Consider the following 22543-nt stretch of genomic DNA (forward strand, 5'->3'; position numbering starts at 1 on the left):
CGCGCCCGCAGGGAGGGCCCCTACGGTTCGAGGGCGGTGTTGCGCCGCTTGCCAATGGAATGACCATTGCCTTCACGACGCGCCTTGCCCTCGAACCGTAGTAACCCTCAGAAATGACAGATCATTGTGGGACAGGACACTAGGGCCTGTTCACACTACGCGTGGCGAAAAACCCAGCGTCCGCTAACGGGCGGTGTAGCCACCATCGATCACCAGATTCGTCCCGGTGATCCAGCGCGACTCGTCGGCAAGCAGAAACACAACAGCATCGGCCACATCCTCGGGCCTCCCAAGCCCGAGTGGATGCAAATCGGCGATCCGCTGCCGCGATGCCTCCGACTGACTGTAGACGGCGGCGTCCGAGAGCGGGGTCTTCACCACGCCCGGTGAAACACTGTTGACGCGGATGGAACGTCCGGCCAGTTCCAGGGCAATTGCGCGCGTTCCACCAAGCAACGCGCCCTTGGTCAGGGCATAGGCGGTCTTGCCCTTCTCCCCGACCATTCCCATGACCGAGGCGACGAACACCACGCTCCCGCCGTCGGCGGCCCAGCGCCGTCGGTCGACGACCAGACGCGTCAGATTCATGCCGGCGGTGACATTGGTCTCGAACAGGCGGTTGGTCTGTTCCGGGCGCAGGGATGAAAGTGGCAGGGTCATCGAAACGCCGGCGGCGTTCACGAGTCCATGAAAATCACCGATACTTTCGTGGCAGGCCGCAACCACATCCGGCACCTGATCGTAGTCGATCAGATCGACGGTGGCGGTGTAATGCATCTGAGCGTTGTCGCACCGCGACCGGGTTTCGGCCAGGCGCTCGGCGTTTCGCCCGAGCATGGCGAGGGTGGCGCCCTGTCGCGCACACGCAATCGCGCAGGCCCGGCCGATACCGGAGGATGCGCCGGTGATCAGGATCTTCTTTCCGCTCAGATCAAGCATCGATCGGATCCGGCATCTCCACCAGGCCGGACACATGGGGCCGGTCCAGCCTGAGCACCGCGCTGGCCCAGGAAAGCCCGACGCCGAAGCCCGACAGCAGCACATCGCCGCCCATGAGCGGAAGTTTGTCCGCTAGCCGGGTCACCATCGTCAGCGGAATGCTGGCACTGCTGGTGTTGCCGAATTCGTCCAGTGAGTAGGGAACCTGGTCCGGCGCCAGCCCCAGCTTCTTACGCAGGTGTTCGAGCCCGAATCGGTTCGCCTGATGCATAACCGCAAACGCCAGCTCATCGGCACCGCGCCCGGCGCGTTCGAGAATTGCCCGGATATCGCGATATACATCCGAGATCATGAAACTGAAAATTCCGACCCCGTCCATGACACCGTGCTCGTCTGAACGAAAGCCGCCATCCGGCTGCGCCTTTTCGCGAAGCGTTTCCGGCGTACTCGGATGCCGTGCGCCGCCGGCCTTGATGCTGATGAGATGACCGCGCTCTCCATCCGAGTTCAGTGAGAAATGACTCTTGCCGGCAGTGGGCCGATGTTCGATCAGCGTTGCGGTTCCCGCATCTCCGAACAACAGGCCGGTTTTACGATCGCGAAACGAATAGGCACGGGTGCGGGTTTCCCCGTTGAGCAGGAGCACACGACGCATGGCGCCCGAGCCGATCATCGAGAATGCGACGAACAGGCCGTATACATATCCCGAACAGCCCAGATTGATGTCGAAGGCCGCGGCACCTGTGCCCAGGGCGAGACGGTGTTGCAGCAACGCTGCCGTTGCCGGCATCCGGTAATCCGGTGTTTGCGAGACAAAGACGACGGCATCGACGCTTTGCGGATCGACATCCATATCCTGCAACAGCCGTTTCGCCGCCGCCTCGCTCATATCCGAACCGCAGATCGAGTCGGGCGCCCAGCGACGCCGTTGAACCCCGGACTTGGCAACGATGTCGCGTACTTCCTGGTCCGAGAAGTCCCAGTCGAACTCGAGGTTGTCCAGCACCCGTTGCGGCACCGCGGCCGCGACCCCGACTATCGCCGGCCCTTCGAAGGAAGCAAATGACAAATCAGATTCCCGACTGCTTTCGCAGACAGGCATCGAGCTCGTCGATGGTCTCCAGCTGCTCGAACTGCGTCGGACTCAACTCGACCCCATAGTCGGCATCCGCCATGGCAATGGTCGAAATCGCTGCCAATGAATCCCAATGCGGATGATCACGGAACGCAACAGAGCCGTTCAATTCCTTAGGAGAGCATTCAAGTATCTCGGCCATCTTGTCCAGAACGGACATCGCTGCCTCCCCTTCAATGGTTTTCGAAAATCGATTCAAGAACGCCGGCTTGACCGTCCGGGCGGCGGCTTGCTCCGGCGATGAAAGGTTTGCAGTTCCGGGGCATTCTTTGCATCGCTAGACCCCGTCGCGCGCCTCACCGCAGGGCGCACTGAGCCGCACAACCTTGCGCAGATAGTTCTGCGTCTCGCGATACGGTGGAACGCCATCGTAGCGCCCGACGGCGCCCTCGCCCGCGTTATAGCCGGCGATCGCCAGCGTCGGGTCCCAGTCGAAATGATCGTGCAGCCAGCGCAGATAGCGGATGCCGCCGTAGAGATTCTGCAAGGGATCGAACGGATCTCCGACATCGAACCGGTGTGCGGTCGCCGGCATCAGCTGCATCAGGCCCATCGCGCCCTTTGGCGAAATCGCGTCGACCCGGTAGGACGACTCGACCGCAATGACCGCCTTGACGAGACCGGGCTCCAGATCGAACGCCGGCGCGATGATCTCGACCCAGCGCTCGATCTCGCGGCGCTCCGGCACGCGGCCGGCTTCGGGCAACGGGCACGCCGGATCGCCGATCGCGAGCGTCGGCGGAAACCAGCGTGCCAGCCGCGCGGCATGCGGTTCACCGCCGTCAGCCGCCCGCGCGAACCAGCCGGCCGCAACCGCATCGTCGCGGGTCACGCCGCGCCCGTTGGCCGCAATCCAGCCGAGTTCGAACTCGGCGCGCGCCGATCCGGACAGCGCCGCGAGACACAGCAGACGCCGCGAACGCGGACCGTCCTGACGAATGCCTTCACCATGCGCATGCCGCAGCGCCTGGTCGACGATCTCGACAAGATCAGCCTCGGAAAACCCGCCCGGCGACGGCGCGGCACTTGCCGCGCCTGCAAAGAGCGCAAGCGCTAGCGCAATGTTCAGCGCGCAGCGCGCCGCCGCCAATGCCATGCCAGCAGTCCGGCCCCCAGCAACCACGACGCACCAGGAAGCGGTAATGCGCTGAGCGTGATCTGGCTGATCTCCACCCGCGCTGACGCAGAACTCGTGTCATCGCCGAAAAACAGGAAGTTCGGCACGTTGTACGGAAAGCCGAATCCCGAGTAGTCGACTAGGGAACCGCTGAGCGCGGGCGCACCATCCACACGCAGCGCAAACGCCGAACCCACGAGATCCAGTGCGTAGGTGTGGAACGCGGAACTCGTGTGCAGCGCGTATCCCGAACCATGCGTGAAGGCTGCCGACGGGTAGTACCAGACCTCGTTGTCCCAGAACGCGAGCTCCAGCGCGCGGGTCGGGTCACTGCCGACGAGGATGATCGAAAAACCGGCCCGATCCGAGGTCGAATGGCTTTCGCTCACCACCCGCATGCGGATCGTGAGCCGTATTCCCTGATCCATATCCAGCGGCAGGTCCGCGCGCGAACTGCCTGCGGAGATCGATGACGATGCCGTCGTATCCAGCGTGTAGACACCGCCGGCGACCGACTGCACGGCCCCCGGCGGAAGCGACAGGAATGCAAAGCCCTGGGCGCTCGGCAAAGTATTCAGGCCGGCGTCGTAGATGACCGCCGCCGGCGCCGGCGCCGCAAATGCCGTCACGCAGAACAGCGCCAGCAGTGCCCGCCAGCGCGAACGCGGTGCGGCGCGCGCGGCTTGCGCCGTATCGTGAATGGCATCGCTGTGGTGATTCGCGCACATCAATCGGGGCCCTCGGGGCAATCGATTCCGGGTGTGAATAGTACCGGCACGGTCCGCGCAGGAATATCCCGAAGCGGACGAAACAACCGAATTCACGCGCGCCGCCGAAATTCGGCCTGCTCAGCCGGACCGCCACCGGAGAGATCGTTCGTTGCCCCGGTGGACTGCGCAGCGGCCCAGGCCTCGCCGAACAACTCCGCGCCGACCCCTTCGCGATGTGCATGCTCGCTGAGGTACCGCCGCCAGATGCGTGCCCCGGGCATGCCGTGCAGAAGTCCCACGATGTGGCGGCTCAACGCGCCAAGACGCGCGCCATGCGCGAGCTCTGCACGTGCGTAGTCCGCATACGCCTCCATCACCTCGCGCGGCGAGCGCACGGGCGAGTGATCGCCGAAGAACAGGCGGTCGACCTGCGCCAGCAGATAAGGCCTGGCATAGGGCGCACGCCCGAGCATCACGCCATCAAGTGCGGGGCCGTCTGGGTCGTCGTCGAGGAATGCGAGCGCCTGCTCCAGCGTCTCGATTCCGCCATTGACGACAACCGTCAGGTGCGGAAACAGCGCCTTGAGCTGACGCGCGCGCTCGTAGCGTAATGGCGGCACCGTGCGATTCTCGCGGGGACTGAGCCCCTGCAACCAGGCCTTGCGCGCATGCACGACGAATGTTTCGCATCCCGCGCCCGCGACCACATCCACAAAGTTGCGCAGATCGCCCCATTCGTCCTGCTCGTCAATGCCGATGCGGCATTTCACCGTGACCGGAATCCGCACCGCCGCCTGCATGGCTGCGAAGATCTCCGCGACCAACGCTGGCTCGGCCATGAGGCAGGCACCAAAGCGACCCGATCGCACCCGGTCGCTCGGACAGCCGACATTGATATTGATTTCGTCGTAGCCGTATTCGGCGCCGATCGCCGCGGCCTCGGCCATCTGTAAGGGGTCGGCGCCACCGAGTTGCAGCGCGACCGGATGCTCCCCGGACGCAAACGCCAGCAGATGGTCGCGATCACCGTGGATCACGGCGTTCGCAGTGAGCATCTCGGTGTACAGCCGAGCGTGACGCGAGATCAGCCGCAGCAGGTGCCGGTCGTGGCGGTCCGTGCAGTCCATCATCGGCGCGACGCAGAACCGGTGCGTGCCGGGCCTGTTCATGCGCGGACGAGATTCTCGGGCGTACCGGCCAGAAACGCGCGCAGGTTTGCGGCCGTACCATCGATCGCGCGCTGACGCGCCTCGCGGCTCGCCCACGCGGTATGCGGCGTGAGGATGAGATTCGGGATATCCGGCGCAAGCAGCGGATGGTCGGCCGGCGGCGGTTCGCGCTCCAGCACGTCGATCGCCGCGCCGGCGATCGTGCCGGCACGCAGGGCCACTGCCAGCGCCGCGGCGTCGACGATCGCACCGCGGGCGGTGTTGATCAACACGGCATCGCGTCGCATCCGCGCGAATGCCGCCGCGCCGATCAACCCCTGCGTCTGCGCGGTCAGCGGACAGTGCAGACTTACATAGTGACTCTCGCGCAGGAGTTCATCGAGCGAAACCCGCCCGGGCGGCAGGTCCGCGCTGCCGGGCCGGGCCGCAACGAGCACCTGCATGCCAAACGCCTCGGCGATTCGCGCAACCCCGCGCCCGAGCTCGCCGAAGCCGACGATCCCCAGCGTGCGCCCGGCGAGTTCGCCGATCGGGTGATCGAGCATGCAGAAATGGGTGGCCGCGCTCCAGGCGCCGGCGCGCACGTCACGATCGTAGTCCTGCCAGCGCGTCGCGAACGCGAGCATCACGGCCAGCACGTGCTGCACCACGGCCGGCGTCGCATACGCGCGCAGGTTCACGACCGCGATGCCGCGCTCCGCCGCCGCGGCAAGATCGATGTTGTTGGTTCCGGTCGCGGTCACCGCGATCAGCCGCAGCAGCGGCGCGGCTTTGATCGCGGCCCGGTCGAGGACGACCTTGTTCGTCACCACGATCCGCGCGCCGGCGATGCGCGCGGCCGTTTCGCTCGCAAAGGTTGACGCGTGCAGGGTCCAGCGCGGGTAGGCGGCCCGCAGCCGGGAAAGTTCGAGATCACCGGCATCGACGCTGCCGAGATCAAGGAAAACCGCACTCATTTCGCCGCGCCCATTTCGGACTAATCCGGTCGGGATATCAGCCGATCATGATATACTGCCGGCCGATTTTGCGTCCGGAGCGTTCTGCTCATGACCAGCCCGCTGAGCCACGACGAGCGCGTGGAGATATCGCGCCGCACGATGTGGCTGCTCGAAGAGTGGGCCGTCGCACCCGGCGACCAGATCCGAATCCTCGGCCTTCCCGACGGCACCCGCAGCCGCGAACTTCGCAAGTATCGCGATGCCACGCCGCTGCCCGATGACCCGAACGTCACGGCCCGCGTCATCCACCTGCTGGAAATCGACGAGGCGCTGCGCACGACCTATCCCCGCAACCGCCGCATGGGTTCGCGCTGGATGCAGACGCCATCGCGCCACTTTCGCGGACGCCGGCCGGCCGAACGCCTGACCGACGGCCTCGAAGGCATCGTCTCCGTGCGGGCCTACCTCGACTGCACCTACGCCTGGGACCTCAGCGGCTCGGCGAACACTTCCTGCAAGCCCGGCGGCTGAGCCGGTTCCACCCGGCTGGACCGCAGCTCAGTCAACGATCTCCGCATCGATCACCTCGTCGCCCGCCCCGGCACGCGCACGCGCCACGCGCCCGAATTGCAGCGATTCGCCGTCGCGCTCCACGCGAATGGTGTCGCCCGGACCAAAATCGCCCGCGAGGATTCGCTGTGCGAGCGGGTTTTCCAGCCGCTGCTGAATGGCACGTTTGAGCGGCCGCGCGCCGTAGACCGGATCGAACCCGGCCTCGCCCAGGCGGTCGAGCACATCATCTGAAACATCGATCTGCATCTCGTGGTCGGCGAGCCGCGCCCGCAGGCGGTTCACCTGGATCGCCGCGATACGACGGATCTCGTCACGCGCGAGCGGGTGAAACACCACGACCTCGTCGACGCGGTTGATGAACTCCGGCCGGAAATGCTGACCGACGATGTCCATGACCGCGCCCTTCATGCGCTCGTAGTTGGCCTCGCCCGCCATTTCCTGAATCAGGTTCGAGCCGAGGTTCGAGGTCATCACGACCACGGTGTTCCGGAAGTTGACCGTGCGGCCCTGGCCGTCGGTCAGGCGGCCGTCGTCGAGCACCTGGAGCAGCACGTTGAACACGTCCGGATGGGCCTTCTCGACCTCATCGAGCAAGATCACCGAATACGGTCGGCGACGGACAGCCTCGGTCAGATACCCTCCCTCCTCGTAACCGACATAGCCCGGCGGCGCGCCGATGAGGCGCGCGACGGAATGCTTTTCCATGAACTCCGACATGTCGATCCGGACCATGGCCTCCTCGGTGTCGAACAGGAACTCGGCCAGTGCCTTGCACAGCTCGGTCTTGCCGACACCGGTCGGCCCCAGAAACAGGAACGAGCCGTTCGGACGATTCGGATCGGCCAGTCCCGAGCGCGAGCGGCGCACGGCATTCGAAACGGCCGAAATCGCCTCGGCCTGACCGATGACACGGTGACCGAGTTCGGCCTCCATCGCGAGCAGCTTGCCGCGCTCGCTTTCGAGCATCTTCGACACCGGGATCCCGGTCCAGCGCGAGACGACCTCGGCGATCTCCTCGTCGGTGACCTTGTTGCGCATCAGCGTCATCTCGCGCGACTCGGCCTCCTGCGCGGCCAGCAACTGGTGCTCAAGCTCGGGAATCCGCCCGTACTGCAGCTCCGACATGCGTGCGAGGTCGCCGGCGCGACGGGCCGCGTCCATGTCCAGGCGTGCGCGTTCGAGCGCCTCCTTGATGTGGGTGGCGCCGGCCAGCGCAGCCTTCTCGGCCTTCCAGACTTCGTCGAGATCCGAGTACTCGCGCTCCAGCCGCTCCAGCTGCTGTTCCAGATCGGCCAGACGCTTTTTCGACGCCTCGTCGGATTCCTTCTTCAGCGCCTCGCGTTCGATCTTTAGCTGGATCACGCGACGGTCGAGCTTGTCCATCTCCTCGGGCATGGAGTCGATCTCCATGCGAATGCGCGCGCCGGCCTCGTCCATCAGGTCGATGGCCTTGTCCGGCAGCTGGCGGTCGGTGATGTAACGGTGCGACAGCGTCGCGGCCGCGACGATCGCGGGATCGGTGATCTCGATCCCGTGATGCACCTCATAGCGCTCCTTGAGCCCGCGCAGGATGGCGATGGTGTCCTCGACACTCGGTTCGTCGACCAGCACCTTCTGGAAGCGTCGCTCCAGCGCCGCGTCCTTTTCGATGTACTGACGGTATTCATCGAGCGTGGTGGCGCCGATGCAGTGCAGCTCGCCGCGCGCCAGCGCGGGCTTGAGCATGTTGCCGGCGTCCATCGAACCCTCGGCCTTGCCCGCACCGACCATGGTGTGCAATTCGTCGATGAATAGGATGATCTGACCTTCCTGCTTGGACAGTTCGTTGAGCACGCCCTTCAGACGCTCCTCGAATTCGCCGCGGAACTTCGCACCGGCGATCAGCGCACCCATATCGAGTGACAGCAGCCGCTTGTTCTTGAGACCTTCCGGCACCTCGCCGTTGACGATGCGCTGGGCGAGCCCCTCGACGATCGCGGTCTTGCCCACGCCGGGTTCGCCGATCAGGACCGGATTGTTTTTCGTTCGCCGTTGCAGCACCTGTACGGTGCGGCGAATCTCGTCGTCACGGCCGATCACCGGATCGAGCTTGCCCTGCTCGGCACGCTCGGTGAGGTCGACGGTGAATTTCTTCAGTGCCTGACGCTGATCCTCGGCGTTTGGATCGTCGACCTTCTGGCCACCGCGCACGGCATCGATGGCCGCGGTCACGGCCTCGGCCGTCGCACCGGTCGCACGCAGCGCATCGCCGAGCGGACCGCGATCACCGGCGGCGGCCAGCACGAACAGTTCGCTGGAGATGTAGCCGTCCCTGCGTTGCTGGGCGAGCTTGTCGGTCTGGTTCAGCAGCCGGTTCAGGTCCGTGGACACATGCACGTCACCGGCATGACCGGACACGGTCGGCAGGCGATCCACCATCTCGCCCAGCCGCCCGCGCAGCGCCGGAACATTGGCGCCGGCCTGGGTCAACAGCGCATGCGCCGACCCACCCTGCTGGTCCAGCAGCGCGAGCAACAGGTGCACGGGCTCGATGTACTGGTGGTCACGACCGACCGCCAGCGACTGGGCGTCGGCGAGCGCCGACTGGAACTTGCTCGTCAGTTTGTCCATTCGCATGGAACGGCTCCGGCAGAAAATTTCACTGGTCCCGATATGGTTAACGACCGGACGAAATTCAAGAAGGCGCAGTTTTGATCTGTGTTAGGCTCGGCGCGCTTCCGCCACCCGCCACCGGCAGCGACTCATGCAGGGAAACAGCGCCGCAGACGCCATTCGCGACTGGATCGATCGATTCCAGCTCGCCGTCTTACGCCCCCCGCCGCGCGTACTCGGCTGGTACCTGATTGCCCTGCTCGCGTTTGCCTTCGCCATGCAACTGGCAACGCCCATCCACAAGGGCGACACCGACATGTGGTACCACCTGTCGGGCGGGCGCCACTTCTGGACCGAGGGGCACGTGCCGACCAGCGCGTACTTCTCGTTCATTGCGCAGGATCGACAGTGGGTCAACTATTTCTGGGGCTTTCAGGCGCTGATCTTTCCAATCATGGAGAGCTTCGGCTACGGCGGGCTCAGCGCGCTGCGTGGGCTGCTCTATCTCGCCGGCGTCGCCACGATCGTCGCGTTTCTCGCCAGTGGCCCGCGACGGCTGAACCTCGCGCTGGCACTGCTTGCAATCGGCTACATCGTGCTGCTGGACGGCCGCGCTCATCAGCTTCGGCCACACCTGGTTTCCTACTTCGCGATCGCGTTGTTCCTGCTGATTCTGGAACGCCGCCCGCGCTGGGCGCCCGCGTTACCGGTGGTCGGGGTGATCTGGGCCAACCTGCACGGCGTCGAATACATCGTCGGCGCATTGATCGGCGGCGCCTATCTGCTGGAATGGCTCGTGGACCGTCGGCGTGGCGTCCCTTCAGCCCCCGGCCGAGGTTGGATCTACCCGGCCTCCATTCTTGCCTGCCTACCGGCCTTATTGCTTACGCCAAATGGACCGGCACTGCTTTCGGCGCCGTTCGCGCCGCCGCCCGACATCGGCGACTACATTCGCGAAATGCGCCCGCTGCCGGGATCGGTGCTGCATTCCTTTACCTTTGACGGGAAATCGATCCCGCAGAACACGATCATTGCCGCGATGTTCGTCGGCAGTGTCGTTGCCCTGCTGGCGCTCGCAATCGGCCGTCGGCTGCGGCTTGCGCACGTCATCCTGTACGCGGGCGGGCTTTACCTGCTGTCGAGCGGCATCCGTTTCGTCTCCGAATGGAGCCTGTTGTCCCTGCCGCTGCTGGCACAGGCCGCAACGAATGTGCCGCCGCTGCGCCGCCCGCTCCTGAGGCCATCACCGGCGGCGATGTTCCTCGTCGCAATCGCGTTCGTAGCATTTCCATCGCTGCACCCACGTGATCGGCAACACTTTCCGTTCGACCCAACCGACCTGCCGGTCGGCGCGTTCAGTTTCATGGCGGCCGAGAATCTCAGCGGCAACCTGCTGATACCCCCGGGCGACGGCGGCTACGCGCAATGGGCCGGGTACCCCCGTGTGCTGATCCACAGCGACATGGAACTGCCGCCGTTCACGGATGTGGAAATGTTCGAGATCCAGCGCACCTACAACTCCGGACTCGTGCTTGACCGCGTTCTGAAACGCCACCCGGTCGACTATGTGCTCTGGCCGCTGGAACCCAAGGAACGCCAGGCCACGGTAAAAGGCCGCGAGGATCTGAGCCCGATCTTTTTCGACGACAGTTTCGTGCTGTATGCGAACCGCGAACGCAAGCCGGATATCGTCCGCAGCTTTGAGATCCAATACGTCGATCCATTCAGCCTGCTGCGCGGCGAAGGCACTGCTGCGCAACGCCTGGAGGAACTCGAACGTCTGCGCACACGGTGGCCCGATGGCGTTCGCATCAACCATGCGATTGCGCGACTGCTCTATGACGAGAGGCGTTACGCGGAGGCCCTGCCCGCGGCCGAGCGTTACATCAAAGGACATTCGCGGGACGTCAATGCATGGCTATTGGCCGGCGAGATTCTCAGCGAACTGGGACGCTGCCCCGATGCATTCGCGTATCTCGACCATGCACGGTCGCTGGCCGACGACACCTTCCGCCCGGTCGTCGAGCGCAAGATCGCCAGCTGCCATTACCGCCTGCGCGAGTTCGACGCGGCCTACGCGGTGTTCCGTGACAGCTTCAACCTGTATCAGCAGTCGTGGGAGTCGGAGACGCTGTATCAATACGCGTTCGTGGCGGCGGCGGTCGGCGACCTGGAAAGATCACGACGTCTGCTCGCGGCACTCGTGCTGACCACGCCGGACGACAAGGCCGAACTGATCGGGCGCGCAAACGCGCTACGGGCGGATATCGAGCGTGGCGAGATCGCCGCACCGGGCCTGCTCGACTGGCTGAAGCACCTGGTCGGCAAGGATCCCTGATCCTGCGAACGGTCAGCGTTCTTCGATCAGGAATCGCTGGAGTTCGACGGCGATGACCGTCTCGTCGACCTGAGCATCCACGACGAACGGCAGCGAAAAGGCCAGCTGCGCACGGCCTGGCACGAACACCGCCGAGACCACCCGGCCCGGCGCGCCAACGCCGGCCACGCGGGCCGCGACCACCGGCGCCCCGGTCAACGCGGCCAGTCGCAAAGCGCCGCGCTTGAGGCTCGGCGCTGGCCCGTCCGGCAGGTGGATGGCCCCATGCGGAAACAGCGCGACCACCTCGCCGGACGCCAGCGCCCGCAGGGCGTCCCGCAGGGCCTGCTCGGGACGCGTCCCGCGATCGACTGGAATGCAGCCCGCCGCACGGAACAGCCAGCGCAGTCCGAACCGCTCGTACTGCTCGCGCGCAATCAGGAACCGCAACGGCCGTCGGCTCGCCGCGACGAGCAGCAGCGGATCGAGCCCCGAGACATGGTTCGCAACCACGATCGCCGGCCCGGTGGGCGGGATCGGCGCGGCGACCGGCGCAAGGCGATGCACGCGGCGGCACCACCAGCGGTTCAGTCCATCGATCCAGTTCACGCCCGGCCGACCCCAGTCCGCAAAGCGATGGCGATCGGCGCCGTGGTGCAGCCAGGCCGCGACACCGCCCAGGCCAATCCCGGCGACCACGTTCAGCAGGATCGCGGCTACACCACTCACGACCGGCGCCAGATGATGCTGGCCATGCGGCCGGTCGCACCATCGCGACGAAACGAGAAGAAGCGTTCGGACTCGCGATAGGTGCACCAGCCCCCACCGTGCACCGCGCCAACCCCGGCGGCCAGTAACCGACGTCGTGCCAGCGCATACAGGTCACAGTGCCAGCGGTCATCGCGACCAGGCCGAAAGGCCAAGGCCGCTCCGGGGTCGGTCGCGCAAAACCCGGCACGCACCTCGGGCCCGACCTCGAATGCGTCCTGCCCGATCGCCGGTCCCAGCCAGGCCAGCACCGCACCGGCGGGCGCGCGGAATTTCCGGATCGTTGCCTCCAGCACGCCGGCCGCGAGCCCGCGCCAGCCCGCGTGCGCCGCCGCGACCTCGGTGCCGTCGGCGGTGCACAACAGCACCGGCAGACAGTCCGCGGTGAGCACTGCGCAGGGTTCGCCGGGATCCGCGGAATAAACGGCATCCGCGCAACCACCGAGCCGCGCGTCCGTTACCGCACAGCCGTGCACCTGCTCGAGCCAGTTGGGTTGCGCCGGCAGCCGCCGACCGAGCCGCGCGCGATTCGCCGCGACCGCCGCCGGATCGTCGCCGACATGTGCCGCAAGGTTCAGCGAGGCATACGTGCCCGTGCTGCCCCCGCCGCTGCGGGTCGTCGTGAATGCAACGACCGGGACATCGGCGCCCCAGTCGGCCAGAACAAGATCCGCATTCATAGGTCCGCCCGGTCGGTGCGCAGCAGGCCCAGCAGACCGGCGATGTCGGCGGGCAACGGCGCCTCGAAATCCACTTCGCGCCCGTCACCCGGGTGGCGCAGTGACAGGCGCCATGCGTGCAGCGCCTGACGCCGAAAACCGACAAGCGCATCGCGCAGTGCCGCGCTGGCGCCGGCCGGGACCTGCACGCGCCCGCCGTAGACCCGGTCGCCGACGATCGGCAGCCCGACATGCGCGAGGTGCACGCGGATCTGGTGGGTGCGCCCGGTCTCAAGCCGGACCTCCAGCAGCGTATGCGCGCGGAAACGCTCGGCAAGCCGATAGTGCGTCACGGCCTCGCGCCCGGTTCCTTCGGGCACGACGGCCTGACGCAGCCGGTCGCGTGGATGGCGTCCGAGCGGCGCGTCGATCGTCGCGCCGGCGACGACCGGGCCGCGGACCAGCGCCAGATACTCACGCCGGATCAGCCGGTCCTTCAGCGCCGCGGTCAGGCGTGCGTGCGCCGTGGCGTTGCGCGCGATGACCAGCAGCCCGGAGGTGTCCTTGTCCAGGCGATGCACGATTCCGGCCCGCGGCAGGGCGGCGAGTGCGGGGTCGAAATGCAGCAGGGCGTTGACCAGTGTGCCGGCACGGTTGCCCGCACCGGGGTGAACGACGAGCCCGACAGGCTTGTTCACCACCAGCAGATCGGCGTCCTCGTACAGCGGATCGAGGGCGATCGTCTCCGGCGCATCGGCAATGACCGGCGTCGGCTCCGGAAGATCGAGTTCGACGGTCTGGCCGGCCTTCAGGCGAAAGCGCGGGGCCTGTGGCGCGCCGTCCACCCGCACCCGCCCGGCGTCGATCCATTGCTGAATTCGCGCGCGCGAGGGGCCGTCGAGCAGGGTCGTCACGGCCTGATCGAGTCGCAGGCCGGCCTGCTCGGGGCCGATCCGCCAGGCGAGCGGACCGTCATGGTCGCCGGCCTTCATGGGACGCGTCGACCCTGGGCTATAATCCGCGCTCGCTTTTCAGAGAGACCATCCGTGACTGCCCGCATCAGCGCGACGGCGCGTACCTGCATCATTGCCTGCCTGTGGATCGCCATGTCGGTTACGACGGGTTGCGGTATTCTCGGCGAAAAAGACGATCCAACCAAGGACTGGTCAGCGAACAAGCTCTACACTTCGGCGAAGGCCGAGATGAACGCCGGCGCCTTCGAGGCCGCGATCGGCTACCTCGAAAAGCTCGAGGCCCGCTACCCGTTCGGCCAGTACGCGCAGCAGGCGCGTATCGATCTGGCCTACGCGTACTACCGCTACAGCGAACCGGAATCCGCCATCGCCGCGGCCGACCGCTTCATCAAGCTCTATCCGAACAGCCCGTACGTCGACTACCTCTATTATCTGAAGGGTCTGACGAACTTCAACCGCGGCATCACGTTCTTCGAGCGCTTTCTGCCGACCGATGTCGCGCAGCGCGACGCCAGCGCGCAGCTGCGATCATTCAACGACTTTGCGGAACTCGTGCGGCGTTTTCCCGACAGCCGCTACGCCGAGGATTCTCGTCGGCGCATGCTCTACCTGCGCGCGAACCTCGCCCGGCAGGAAGTCAACATCGCGAGCTACTACGTGAAGCGCAAGGCCTGGGTCGCGGCGGCGAACCGCGCCAAGAACGTCATCACGCACTATGAGGGCACGCCCGCGGTCCGCGATGCGCTGGTGATCATGATCCAGTCGTATACCGAACTCGGGATGGACGACCTGGCCGCAAACGCACAGGCCGTATACGACTACAACGAGGCGCGCGGCACCTTTGCCGGGCTGGACGACGCGCCGACCGAGAAGACCCCCCTCGGACGGCGCATCTGGAACCTGTTCGGGCTGGACGAATAGTCCGCGACGCAGGACGGCCGCAACCGGCCGTCACTGCGGATCAGACCGCCGACTCGTTCTCTTCGCCGGTGCGGATGCGCACCACACGTTCCACCGGCGTGACGAAGATCTTGCCGTCACCGATCTTGCCGGTGCGCGCGGCATTGGTGATCGCCTCCACGCAGGCCTCGACCTGATCGTCGTTGAGCACGATCTCGATCTTGACCTTGGGCAGGAAATCCACGACGTATTCCGCGCCGCGATACAGTTCGGTGTGGCCTTTCTGGCGCCCGAACCCCTTGACCTCGATCGCCGTCATGCCGGTGATGCCGGCCTGAGAAAGCGCCTCGCGCACGTCGTCGAGCTTGAACGGCTTGATGATGGCCTCGACCTTTTTCACCTTTTGCTACCTCCGCCTCTAACAGAATTGTGATGCTTTTGGGCCTTACCGCGCGGCGCGCCCGCCTGGTCGGACCAGCGCCTGTTCACTGGCTGCCGCGGGAACGGAATCCAGACGTCAAAGGATAGCGCCGATCGCGCCCGAACGCGCGCCTGGAGATGCGCACGCCCGGCGGTGCCTGCCGACGCTTGTATTCGTTGCGATCGACCAGCCGTGCAATGCGCCGCACCGTGGCCGTATCGAAGCCGGCCTCGATGATCTCGGCGACGGATTCGTCGCGTTCGATATAGCGTTCGAGCACGGCATCGAGCAGGTCATACGGCGGCAGCGAATCCTGGTCGGTCTGGTCCGCACGCAGTTCGGCCGACGGCGCACGCTCGATGATGCGGCGCGGGATCACGGTACCGCGCGCGTTGCGCCATTCGGCCAGCGCGTAGACCAGGGTCTTGGGGATGTCCTTGATCGGCGCGTAGCCCCCGGCCATGTCGCCGTACAGGGTCGCGTAGCCGACCGCCATCTCGCTCTTGTTGCCGGTGGTCAGCAGGATGTGACCGAACTTGTTCGACAGGGCCATCAGGATCACGCCGCGGCAGCGCGCCTGGATGTTTTCCTCGGTCGTGTCCGGCGACCGGTCGCCGAAGGTCTCGGCGAGCAGGTCCACGAAGCTGCGGAACACCGGCTCGATCGGGATCACGCGATGTTCGATGCCGAGCGCGGCGGCGCAGGCCGCGGCATCGGTCACGCTGATGTCCGCCGTATAGCGCGTGGGCATCATGACCGCGAGCACCTGCTCAGCGCCGAGTGCATCGGCCGCGATCGCGGCAACCAGGGCCGAGTCGATGCCGCCGGACAGACCCAGCACGGCGCCGTGAAATCCATTCTTGCGGACGTAATCGCGCGTGCCGAGGACGAGTGCGCCGTAAATGGACTCCAGCCGCTCCGGCAGCGGGGCGATGTCGCCGGACTGCGGGTTTCCCCGATCGTTCACGTCCACGATCAGTTGCGCGCTCGCGCAGAACGCCGCTCGCGCAACCAGTTCGCCGTCACGATCGATGGCGAACGAACTGCCGTCGAAGACCAGTTCGTCCTGCCCGCCAACCAGATTTCCATAGACCACCGGCAGGCCGGTCTCGCGCCGGCGCCGGTCGACGACCGCGAGCCGCTCGGCGAACTTTCCGGTATGAAACGGCGAGGCGTTCAGGTTGATCAGCAGCTCAGCCCCGGCCGCGGCCGCGAGGCGCGCGGGCGCTTCGGTCCAGATGTCTTCGCAGATCGTGATGCCGATCCGCACACCGGCGCATTCCACGACGCACGGGGTCTGGCCGGCGGCGAAGTAACGCTTTTCGTCGAACACCGCGTAGTTTGGCAGGACGTGCTTGTCGTAGATCGCGACGATCCGGCCGTCACGGATCAGCGCCGCGGAGTTGAACATTTCGTTCGCGGACCGCCGTGGATAGCCGAGCAGGATGCCGATCGCCGCGGCCTCGGCGCAGATGCGCGCCAATGCCGCGTCGACCTGCGCGACGATTTCAGGCTTCAGCAGCAGGTCCTCGGGCGGGTAGCCCGTCAGCGTGAGTTCGGGGAAAACGACGAGGTCCGCGGCATGCTCGGCGAGCGCTCGCGCGGCCTCGCGCAGCACGATTGCGGCATTGCCGGCGACATCGCCGACCATGAGGTCGCACTGCGCGACGACGACGCGCATGACCGGACCGGTCGGCCGCTCAGCGTGCCAGCGCGGCGACCAGCGCGGTGCCGATATCCGCCGGCGAGCGGACCACGGTCGCGCCGGCCGCTTCCAGCGCCGCGATCTTGCCCGCGGCCGTGCCCTGTCCGCCGGCGACGATTGCCCCGGCGTGCCCCATGCGTTTGCCCGGCGGCGCGGCGACCCCGGCGATATAGGCGACCACCGGCTTGCGGACCTCGGCGGCGATGAATTCGGCCGCGCGCTCCTCGGCGTTGCCGCCGATCTCGCCGATCATGACGATGGCCTCGGTCTGCGGGTCCGCATTGAACAGCCTCAGGCAGTCCAGGAAGTTCATGCCCTGCACCGGGTCGCCGCCGATGCCGATGCAGGTGCTCTGGCCGAGACCGGCGCGCGTGGACTGGAACACCGCCTCGTAGGTCAGCGTGCCGGAACGCGACACGATGCCGACGACGCCCGGCGCGTGGATCGCACCGGGCATGATGCCGATCTTGCAGGCCCCGGGCGTGATGATGCCCGGACAGTTCGGCCCGATCAGGCAGGCCTCGCTGCGGGCGAGCGCGGCCTTTACGCGCAACATGTCGAGCACCGGAATGCCCTCGGTGATGCACACCACCAGCCGGATGCCGGCGTCCGCCGCCTCCAGAATGGCATCGGCGGCATAGGCCGCCGGAACGTAGATCATCGAGGCATCCGCGCCGGTGGCGGCCACCGCATCGTGCACGGTGTCGAACACTGGCAGGCCAAGGTGCGTCTCGCCGCCCTTGCCCGGGGTCACACCGCCGACCAGCCGTGTTCCGTAGGCGAGCGCCTGCTCGCTGTGGAACGTGCCCTGACGTCCCGTGAAGCCCTGGCAGATCACCCGGGTATCGGCATCGACCAGCACGCTCATGCGGCCACCCCGCGCGCGGCGCCGACGACCTTGTTCGCGGCGTCGGCCAGATCGGCCCCCGCGATCAGGTCCAGCCCGCTGTCGGCGAGCAGGGCACGACCGGCCTCGGCGTTCGTACCTTCAAGCCGAACCACCACGGGCACGCCGACCCCGACTTCCCGCACGGCGGTGATGATGCCCTCGGCGATCAGATCACAGCGCACGATGCCGCCGAAGATGTTCACCAGGATCGCGCGCACGCGTGACTCGCCGAGGATGAGCTTGAAGGCCTCGGCGACACGTTCGGCCGTGGTGCCGCCACCGACATCCAGGAAATTCGCCGGCTCGCCGCCGTGCAGCTTGATCAGGTCCATGGTCGCCATCGCGAGTCCCGCACCGTTGACCATGCAGGCGATGTCGCCATCCAGGGTGACGTAATTCAGGCCGTGGGCTTCGGCGGCCGTTTCGGTCGCGTCTTCCTGCGTGCGGTCGCGGAGTTCGGCCAATTTCGACTGGCGAAACAGCGCGTTGTCGTCGATGTCGACCTTCGCATCCAGGGCAACCAACTGCCCGTCCGCGGTGACCACCAGCGGGTTGATCTCGACGAGCCGCGCGTCACACTCATTGAACATGCGAAACAGTCCAGCGAGCAGTTTGCCGAGCGCCGCCGCGGCCGGTTTTTCCAGCCCCAGCGCGAACGCAAGCCGGCGCGCCTGATACGGCAGCATGCCGGCGGCCACAGGAATGCCAACCGAGAGAATGCGCTCCGGATGCTCGGCCGCGACGGCCTCGATGTCCATGCCGCCATCGCGACTGGCGACAAACACGATGCGTTCACTCGCGCGGTCCACCAGGGCACTCAGGTAAAGCTCGCGTGCAATTGCCGTGGGGCGTTCGATCAGAAGGCGGTGAATCGGCAGACCCGCACCGTGGGTCTGATGGGTGGCCAGTGTGCCGCCGAGCAACTCATCGCAGGCCTTGCGCAACTCATCGATGGAATCGACCAGACGAATACCGCCGGCCTTGCCGCGGCCGCCCGCGTGAACCTGTGCCTTCACGACCCAGCGCGAACCGCCGAGCGTGCCGGCCGCCGCGACGGCCGCGTCTGTCGAGTCGACGACCACGCCGTCCGGAACGCTGACCCCGTAGTCCGAAAACAAACGCTTGGCCTGGTATTCGTGCAGCTTCATGGCGACCTGTCTGCCGGCAGCGGAGCCCAATGCTACTATTTTTCTTGGCACGTCAGCCCCTGAAGGCGCTGACACCTGCCCGCACCGCCCCACCAGGACCCCGGATTGGCTCGCACGTGGCTGCCGCAAGCGAATACTGGAACCGACCCTCGCGGCTGAGCGCAGCCACGGAGAGGCCGACCGCCCGGCCGCTGGTGGTTTTTCTCCTTTACCGGGCCTTTCTAGCGACCCTGTTCGTCGCCTCCGCGGTCATCCGCAGCGAGCAGATGCCGTTCGGGCAGGTTCACCCGGAACTGTTTCTGATCGTCAGCATCATCTATCTCGGGGCCGTGCTCGCCAGCGCGATCGTCTATCGCTACTCGCACATCGCCGCGCCGAACCTGGTCGCCGCAATCGTGGCGACCGACGTCGCCGCACTCACGGCCCTGATGTATGCGAGCGGCGGGGTTTCGTCGGGAATCGGCATTCTGTGCGTCGCGAGCGTGGCCGCCGGCGGACTGCTGCTGGACGGACGGCTGGCCATGGCCTTCGCCGCGCTGGCGAGCATCGGCGTGCTCGGCGAGCAGGGCCTGCGGGTCCTGACCGGCGGACAGGCGAACGACTTCCTGCAGGCCGGCCTGCTCGGCGCCACCTTCCTGATCACGACCGCGGTCGTCAGCCTGATGGCGCGTCGTGTGCGGGTCTCGGAACGGCTCGCCGCGCGACGCGAGGTCGACCTCGAGAACCTCGCGCAGCTCAATGCCTACGTCATCGCGCGCATGGACAACGGCATGCTGGTCATCGACGCCCTCGGGCATGTGCGCCAGTCCAATGCCGCCGCGTGGTATCTGCTTGGCATGCCGGCGCTGGACGGGACCGCGCCCCTGGAATCGGCAAGTCCGGAGCTGGCCCAGCGGCTGGCGATCTGGAGCGCCCACCCGCGCCACCGCAGCGTCGAGTTCAACGCCAATGGCACGGACCTGCAGGCACGGTTCACGCGACTCGGCCAGGGCCGCACGGCTGGAACGCTGATCTTTCTCGAAGACAGCTCGGCGCTCAAACAGCGTGCCCAGCAGCTGAAACTCGCGTCGCTGGGCCGGCTCGCCGCGAGCATCGCGCACGAGATTCGCAACCCGCTCGGCGCACTGAGCCACGCCGCGCAACTGCTCGGCGAGGACGACGCCTTGGACGCCGGCAGCCGGCGCATGGTGGAGATCATCCGCACCCAGTGTGCGCGGATGAACAACATCGTCGAAAACGTGCTCGAGGTCTCCCGCGAGCAACGCTCGCAACCGGAGGAATTCGCGCTCGGTCCGTGGGTGGCGGAGTTCGTCCGCGACTTCCAGGAAACCCGCAGCCTTGCCCCGGAAACCATGCGCGTACGTATCGAACCGGCGAACTGCCGGGTATATTTCGACCCCGGACACCTGCGACAGGTCATGACGAACCTCTTCACCAATGCGCTGAAATACGGCGGCCCGGGCGCCGACGGCACCCATATCGATGTGCGCGGCGGCATGGAGGGCGAGGCCGGATCACCGCACCTGGACGTCATCGACTACGGCCCGGGGATCGCCCCGGACGCGCTCGCGAAGATTTTCGAACCCTTCTTCACGACGACCACTTCGGGCACCGGGCTCGGGCTGTATCTGTCGCGCGAACTGACCGAATCCAATCGCGGCCGGCTCGAATATGTGCCGCTGCCGACGGCCGGCTCGTGTTTTCGCATCGTGTTTCCACCCAACATCCCGGGACGAGGTACGCCGTGAGCCGCGGACGCGCGCTGATCATCGATGACGAACCGGACATCCGTGAACTGCTCGAGATCACGCTCGCGCGCATGGATATCGAAACCCGGCCGGCCGGGGATCTGGGCGCGGCGCGCGACGCACTGCGTCGCGAACGCTTCGATCTATGCCTGACCGACATGCGCCTGCCCGACGGCGATGGCATCGACCTGGTGCGGGAGATCGCCGAACGCCACCCGGCGCTGCCGGTGGCCGTGATCACGGCGCACGGCAACATCGAACTCGCGGTCGAGGCGCTGAAGGCCGGCGCCTTCGATTTCGTGTCCAAGCCCGTCGACCTCACCGTGCTGCGGCGGCTGGTCGACACGGCCCTGCGCCTGCGCGAGGCGAAGAAGCCCGCCCGCCGCGACGGCGGCGACCTGCTCGGCACCTCGCCGGAGATGGATGCCATCCGCCGGCTCATCGCGAAACTCGCGCGCAGCCAGGCGCCGGTCTACATCAGCGGCGAGTCGGGCACGGGCAAGGAACTCGTCGCGCGCCGCATTCATGCGGAGGGGCCGCGCCGCGATCGCGCGTTCGTGGCGGTGAACTGCGGCGCAATTCCGCACGAGTTGATGGAAAGCGAGTTTTTCGGCCACCGCAAGGGCAGCTTCACCGGCGCGGTCGCCGACAAGGACGGCCTGTTCCAGAGCGCCGACGGCGGCACCCTGTTCCTCGACGAGGTCGCGGACCTGCCCGCGCACATGCAGGTGAAGCTCCTGCGCGCGATTCAGGAGAAGGCCGTACGGCCCGTGGGCGCAAACCGCGAGGACCGGGTCGATGTGCGGATCATCTCCGCCTCGCATCGAAACCTGGGCACGCTGGTCGCGAAGGGCCAGTTTCGGCAGGACCTGTTCTACCGGATCAACGTCATCGAGGTCATCGTGCCGCCGCTGCGTGACCGGCCGGCAGACATCGCGCTCCTGGCGCAGCACTTTCTTGAACGCCAGGGCCGCGGTGTCCGGCTGGCCGCGGGCGCCCTGGCTGCGTTGCAGCGGCACGCGTTCCCGGGCAATGTCCGCGAACTGCAGAACATCCTTGAGCGCGCAACGACGCTGTGCGAGAACGACCGCATCGAGGCCGCGGACCTCGCGCTCGATGCCGCCGTCGCCGCGCCCGGTCTGGACGCGCCTGCCGCGGCGCGTGCGCGCGAACCCGAGCCCGATCCGACCGAGGTGGATGAGGATCAGGGCCTTGATGATCTGCTCGGCGACATCGAACGCAAGACCATCATCGAGGCACTCGAGGCCACGCGCTGGAACCGCACCGCCGCCGCCCGCAGGCTCGGAATCACCTTCCGTGCGCTGCGCTACCGGCTGAAGAAGCTCGGACTGGAGTAAATGCGGGAGTGACGTGCCGCGTCACTTTCTGACCGTGAAGCCGGTCCTCGACGCGCATGCACGGCTGCTGTAGGCTTTGCGCGCGATCGGTACAAGCCGCTTCGGATGCCGCTGCGATGCACTTTCGCTGCGGCAACCAGAAAGTTGGCACGATCGATGCTTGAATCCGAGGTGGAAGGTGGGTGTGGACACTTCTGACGCGATCCAAAGCGAGTTCTGACGACAAAACAGCATCAACATTGGAAATTACGTGTACTTCGTGGAGACTCAAATGACCAGCAAGAATCGCCAATCCGGCTTTACCCTGATCGAACTGATGATCGTCGTGGCGATCATCGCCATCCTCGCCGCGATCGCGATCCCGGCGTACAACCAGTACATCCGTGAAGCGCGTATCGCGAAGGTGACGGATCATTACGACGAGGCCGTGCGTTCCCTGCGTGCCGAGTTCGCCAAGCGCACCGCGCAGCTGGCACGCGGCCA

Annotated in this window: 20 protein-coding genes and 1 pseudogene; 6 read left to right on the forward strand and 15 right to left on the reverse strand. The window is 66.4% G+C overall.

The annotated features are described in order from the left end of the window. Positions 1-183: 183 nt before the first annotated feature. The 7 genes from KDG50_03815 to KDG50_03845 all read right to left on the reverse strand — a co-directional run bounded on the left by KDG50_03815 (position 184) and on the right by KDG50_03845 (position 6026). Positions 184-939: an SDR family oxidoreductase gene (locus KDG50_03815; protein ID MCB1864531.1), complete on the reverse strand. Its 756-nt coding sequence runs from the start codon at positions 937-939 to the stop codon at positions 184-186. Beyond that, positions 932-2008, reverse strand: a complete 1077-nt coding sequence (locus tag KDG50_03820) for a ketoacyl-ACP synthase III (GenBank protein ID MCB1864532.1) — start codon at positions 2006-2008, stop codon at positions 932-934. The genes KDG50_03815 and KDG50_03820 overlap by 8 nt, the downstream gene beginning before the upstream one ends. Position 2009: 1 nt before the next feature. Beyond that, the gene (locus tag KDG50_03825; GenBank protein MCB1864533.1) at positions 2010-2234 is read right to left on the reverse strand and encodes an acyl carrier protein; all 225 of its coding nucleotides are present in this window, start codon (positions 2232-2234) and stop codon (positions 2010-2012) included. A gap of 117 nt (positions 2235-2351) precedes the next feature. Further along, positions 2352-3170 (reverse strand): transglycosylase SLT domain-containing protein, encoded by an 819-nt coding sequence (locus KDG50_03830; GenBank protein ID MCB1864534.1) that lies wholly within the window; start codon positions 3168-3170, stop codon positions 2352-2354. Then, positions 3140-3919: a hypothetical protein gene (locus KDG50_03835; protein MCB1864535.1), complete on the reverse strand. Its 780-nt coding sequence runs from the start codon at positions 3917-3919 to the stop codon at positions 3140-3142. The genes KDG50_03830 and KDG50_03835 overlap by 31 nt, the downstream gene beginning before the upstream one ends. 92 nt (positions 3920-4011) lie before the next feature. Continuing rightward, positions 4012-5070, reverse strand: a complete 1059-nt coding sequence (dusA, locus tag KDG50_03840; protein MCB1864536.1) for a tRNA dihydrouridine(20/20a) synthase DusA — start codon at positions 5068-5070, stop codon at positions 4012-4014. Then, entirely contained in the window at positions 5067-6026 is a 960-nt protein-coding gene (locus tag KDG50_03845; protein ID MCB1864537.1) for a D-2-hydroxyacid dehydrogenase, read from the reverse strand. Before KDG50_03845 ends, dusA begins: the two co-directional genes overlap by 4 nt. Positions 6027-6116: 90 nt before the next feature. Here KDG50_03845 and KDG50_03850 point away from each other — a divergent pair, with 90 nt between their 5' ends. After that, the gene (locus KDG50_03850; protein MCB1864538.1) at positions 6117-6539 is read left to right on the forward strand and encodes a DUF2384 domain-containing protein; all 423 of its coding nucleotides are present in this window, start codon (positions 6117-6119) and stop codon (positions 6537-6539) included. 27 nt (positions 6540-6566) lie between these two features. Here the strand turns inward: KDG50_03850 and clpB are convergent, their stop codons facing one another. Beyond that, positions 6567-9191, reverse strand: a complete 2625-nt coding sequence (clpB, locus tag KDG50_03855; GenBank protein ID MCB1864539.1) for an ATP-dependent chaperone ClpB — start codon at positions 9189-9191, stop codon at positions 6567-6569. Between the two features lie 133 nt (positions 9192-9324). Here clpB and KDG50_03860 point away from each other — a divergent pair, with 133 nt between their 5' ends. Continuing rightward, entirely contained in the window at positions 9325-11511 is a 2187-nt protein-coding gene (locus KDG50_03860) for a tetratricopeptide repeat protein (protein ID MCB1864540.1), read from the forward strand. 12 nt (positions 11512-11523) lie between these two features. Here KDG50_03860 and KDG50_03865 read toward each other — a convergent pair whose 3' ends face one another. The 3 genes from KDG50_03865 to rluD are packed head-to-tail and all read right to left on the reverse strand — an operon-like array spanning position 11524 to position 13909. Next, entirely contained in the window at positions 11524-12231 is a 708-nt protein-coding gene (locus KDG50_03865) for a 1-acyl-sn-glycerol-3-phosphate acyltransferase (protein ID MCB1864541.1), read from the reverse strand. Beyond that, on the reverse strand, positions 12216-12938 hold the full coding sequence (pgeF, locus tag KDG50_03870) for a peptidoglycan editing factor PgeF (protein ID MCB1864542.1): 723 nt from the start codon (positions 12936-12938) through the stop codon (positions 12216-12218). The genes KDG50_03865 and pgeF overlap by 16 nt, the downstream gene beginning before the upstream one ends. Further along, a complete protein-coding gene (gene rluD / locus KDG50_03875; protein ID MCB1864543.1) occupies positions 12935-13909 on the reverse strand; it encodes a 23S rRNA pseudouridine(1911/1915/1917) synthase RluD in 975 nt (324 codons plus the stop codon). The genes pgeF and rluD overlap by 4 nt, the downstream gene beginning before the upstream one ends. On the opposite strand from rluD, the gene KDG50_03880 reads away from it, so the two are divergent. Beyond that, positions 13892-14812, forward strand: a complete 921-nt coding sequence (locus KDG50_03880; protein MCB1864544.1) for an outer membrane protein assembly factor BamD — start codon at positions 13892-13894, stop codon at positions 14810-14812. The genes rluD and KDG50_03880 overlap by 18 nt on opposite strands. Before the next feature lie 40 nt (positions 14813-14852). On the opposite strand, the gene KDG50_03885 is transcribed toward KDG50_03880, so the two are convergent. From KDG50_03885 to sucC, 4 genes are all read right to left on the reverse strand, one after another. Further along, a complete protein-coding gene (locus KDG50_03885) occupies positions 14853-15191 on the reverse strand; it encodes a P-II family nitrogen regulator (GenBank protein ID MCB1864545.1) in 339 nt (112 codons plus the stop codon). An 85-nt stretch (positions 15192-15276) separates the two neighbouring features. Next, entirely contained in the window at positions 15277-16893 is a 1617-nt protein-coding gene (locus KDG50_03890) for an NAD+ synthase (GenBank protein MCB1864546.1), read from the reverse strand. Positions 16894-16912: 19 nt separating this feature from the next. Next, positions 16913-17785 carry a succinate--CoA ligase subunit alpha gene (gene sucD, locus KDG50_03895; protein MCB1864547.1) on the reverse strand — a complete coding sequence of 291 codons (873 nt, stop codon included), beginning with the start codon at positions 17783-17785 and terminating at the stop codon, positions 16913-16915. Further along, positions 17782-18954: an ADP-forming succinate--CoA ligase subunit beta gene (gene sucC, locus KDG50_03900; protein ID MCB1864548.1), complete on the reverse strand. Its 1173-nt coding sequence runs from the start codon at positions 18952-18954 to the stop codon at positions 17782-17784. Before sucC ends, sucD begins: the two co-directional genes overlap by 4 nt. Positions 18955-19070: 116 nt before the next feature. Here sucC and KDG50_03905 point away from each other — a divergent pair, with 116 nt between their 5' ends. From KDG50_03905 to KDG50_03915, 3 genes and pseudogenes are all read left to right on the forward strand, one after another. Continuing rightward, the gene (locus KDG50_03905) at positions 19071-20702 is read left to right on the forward strand and encodes a two-component sensor histidine kinase (protein MCB1864549.1); all 1632 of its coding nucleotides are present in this window, start codon (positions 19071-19073) and stop codon (positions 20700-20702) included. After that, on the forward strand, positions 20699-22060 hold the full coding sequence (locus tag KDG50_03910; GenBank protein MCB1864550.1) for a sigma-54-dependent Fis family transcriptional regulator: 1362 nt from the start codon (positions 20699-20701) through the stop codon (positions 22058-22060). Before KDG50_03905 ends, KDG50_03910 begins: the two co-directional genes overlap by 4 nt. A gap of 271 nt (positions 22061-22331) precedes the next feature. Further along, positions 22332-22466 (forward strand): annotated as a pseudogene (locus tag KDG50_03915) (prepilin-type N-terminal cleavage/methylation domain-containing protein). Positions 22467-22543 lie beyond the last annotated feature (77 nt).

This window comes from Chromatiales bacterium (assembly GCA_020445605.1).
Lineage (GTDB): Bacteria > Pseudomonadota > Gammaproteobacteria > JAGRGH01 > JAGRGH01 > JAGRGH01.

Bases quoted from the DNA above. Each gene is read 5' to 3' on its own strand.
- sucC (MCB1864548.1), bottom strand. From the start codon at position 18,954: ATGAAGCTGCACGAATACCAGGCCAAGCGTTTGTTTTCGGACTACGGG.
- KDG50_03880 (MCB1864544.1), top strand. From the start codon at position 13,892: ATGGTCGCCGGCCTTCATGGGACGCGTCGACCCTGGGCTATAATCCGC.
- pgeF (MCB1864542.1), bottom strand. From the start codon at position 12,938: ATGAATGCGGATCTTGTTCTGGCCGACTGGGGCGCCGATGTCCCGGTC.
- rluD (MCB1864543.1), bottom strand. From the start codon at position 13,909: ATGAAGGCCGGCGACCATGACGGTCCGCTCGCCTGGCGGATCGGCCCC.
- KDG50_03850 (MCB1864538.1), top strand. From the start codon at position 6,117: ATGACCAGCCCGCTGAGCCACGACGAGCGCGTGGAGATATCGCGCCGC.
- clpB (MCB1864539.1), bottom strand. From the start codon at position 9,191: ATGGACAAACTGACGAGCAAGTTCCAGTCGGCGCTCGCCGACGCCCAG.
- KDG50_03815 (MCB1864531.1), bottom strand. From the start codon at position 939: ATGCTTGATCTGAGCGGAAAGAAGATCCTGATCACCGGCGCATCCTCC.
- KDG50_03825 (MCB1864533.1), bottom strand. From the start codon at position 2,234: ATGTCCGTTCTGGACAAGATGGCCGAGATACTTGAATGCTCTCCTAAG.
- KDG50_03890 (MCB1864546.1), bottom strand. From the start codon at position 16,893: ATGCGCGTCGTCGTCGCGCAGTGCGACCTCATGGTCGGCGATGTCGCC.
- KDG50_03845 (MCB1864537.1), bottom strand. From the start codon at position 6,026: ATGAGTGCGGTTTTCCTTGATCTCGGCAGCGTCGATGCCGGTGATCTC.
- KDG50_03830 (MCB1864534.1), bottom strand. From the start codon at position 3,170: ATGGCATTGGCGGCGGCGCGCTGCGCGCTGAACATTGCGCTAGCGCTT.
- KDG50_03860 (MCB1864540.1), top strand. From the start codon at position 9,325: ATGCAGGGAAACAGCGCCGCAGACGCCATTCGCGACTGGATCGATCGA.
- sucD (MCB1864547.1), bottom strand. From the start codon at position 17,785: ATGAGCGTGCTGGTCGATGCCGATACCCGGGTGATCTGCCAGGGCTTC.
- KDG50_03835 (MCB1864535.1), bottom strand. From the start codon at position 3,919: ATGTGCGCGAATCACCACAGCGATGCCATTCACGATACGGCGCAAGCC.
- dusA (MCB1864536.1), bottom strand. From the start codon at position 5,070: ATGAACAGGCCCGGCACGCACCGGTTCTGCGTCGCGCCGATGATGGAC.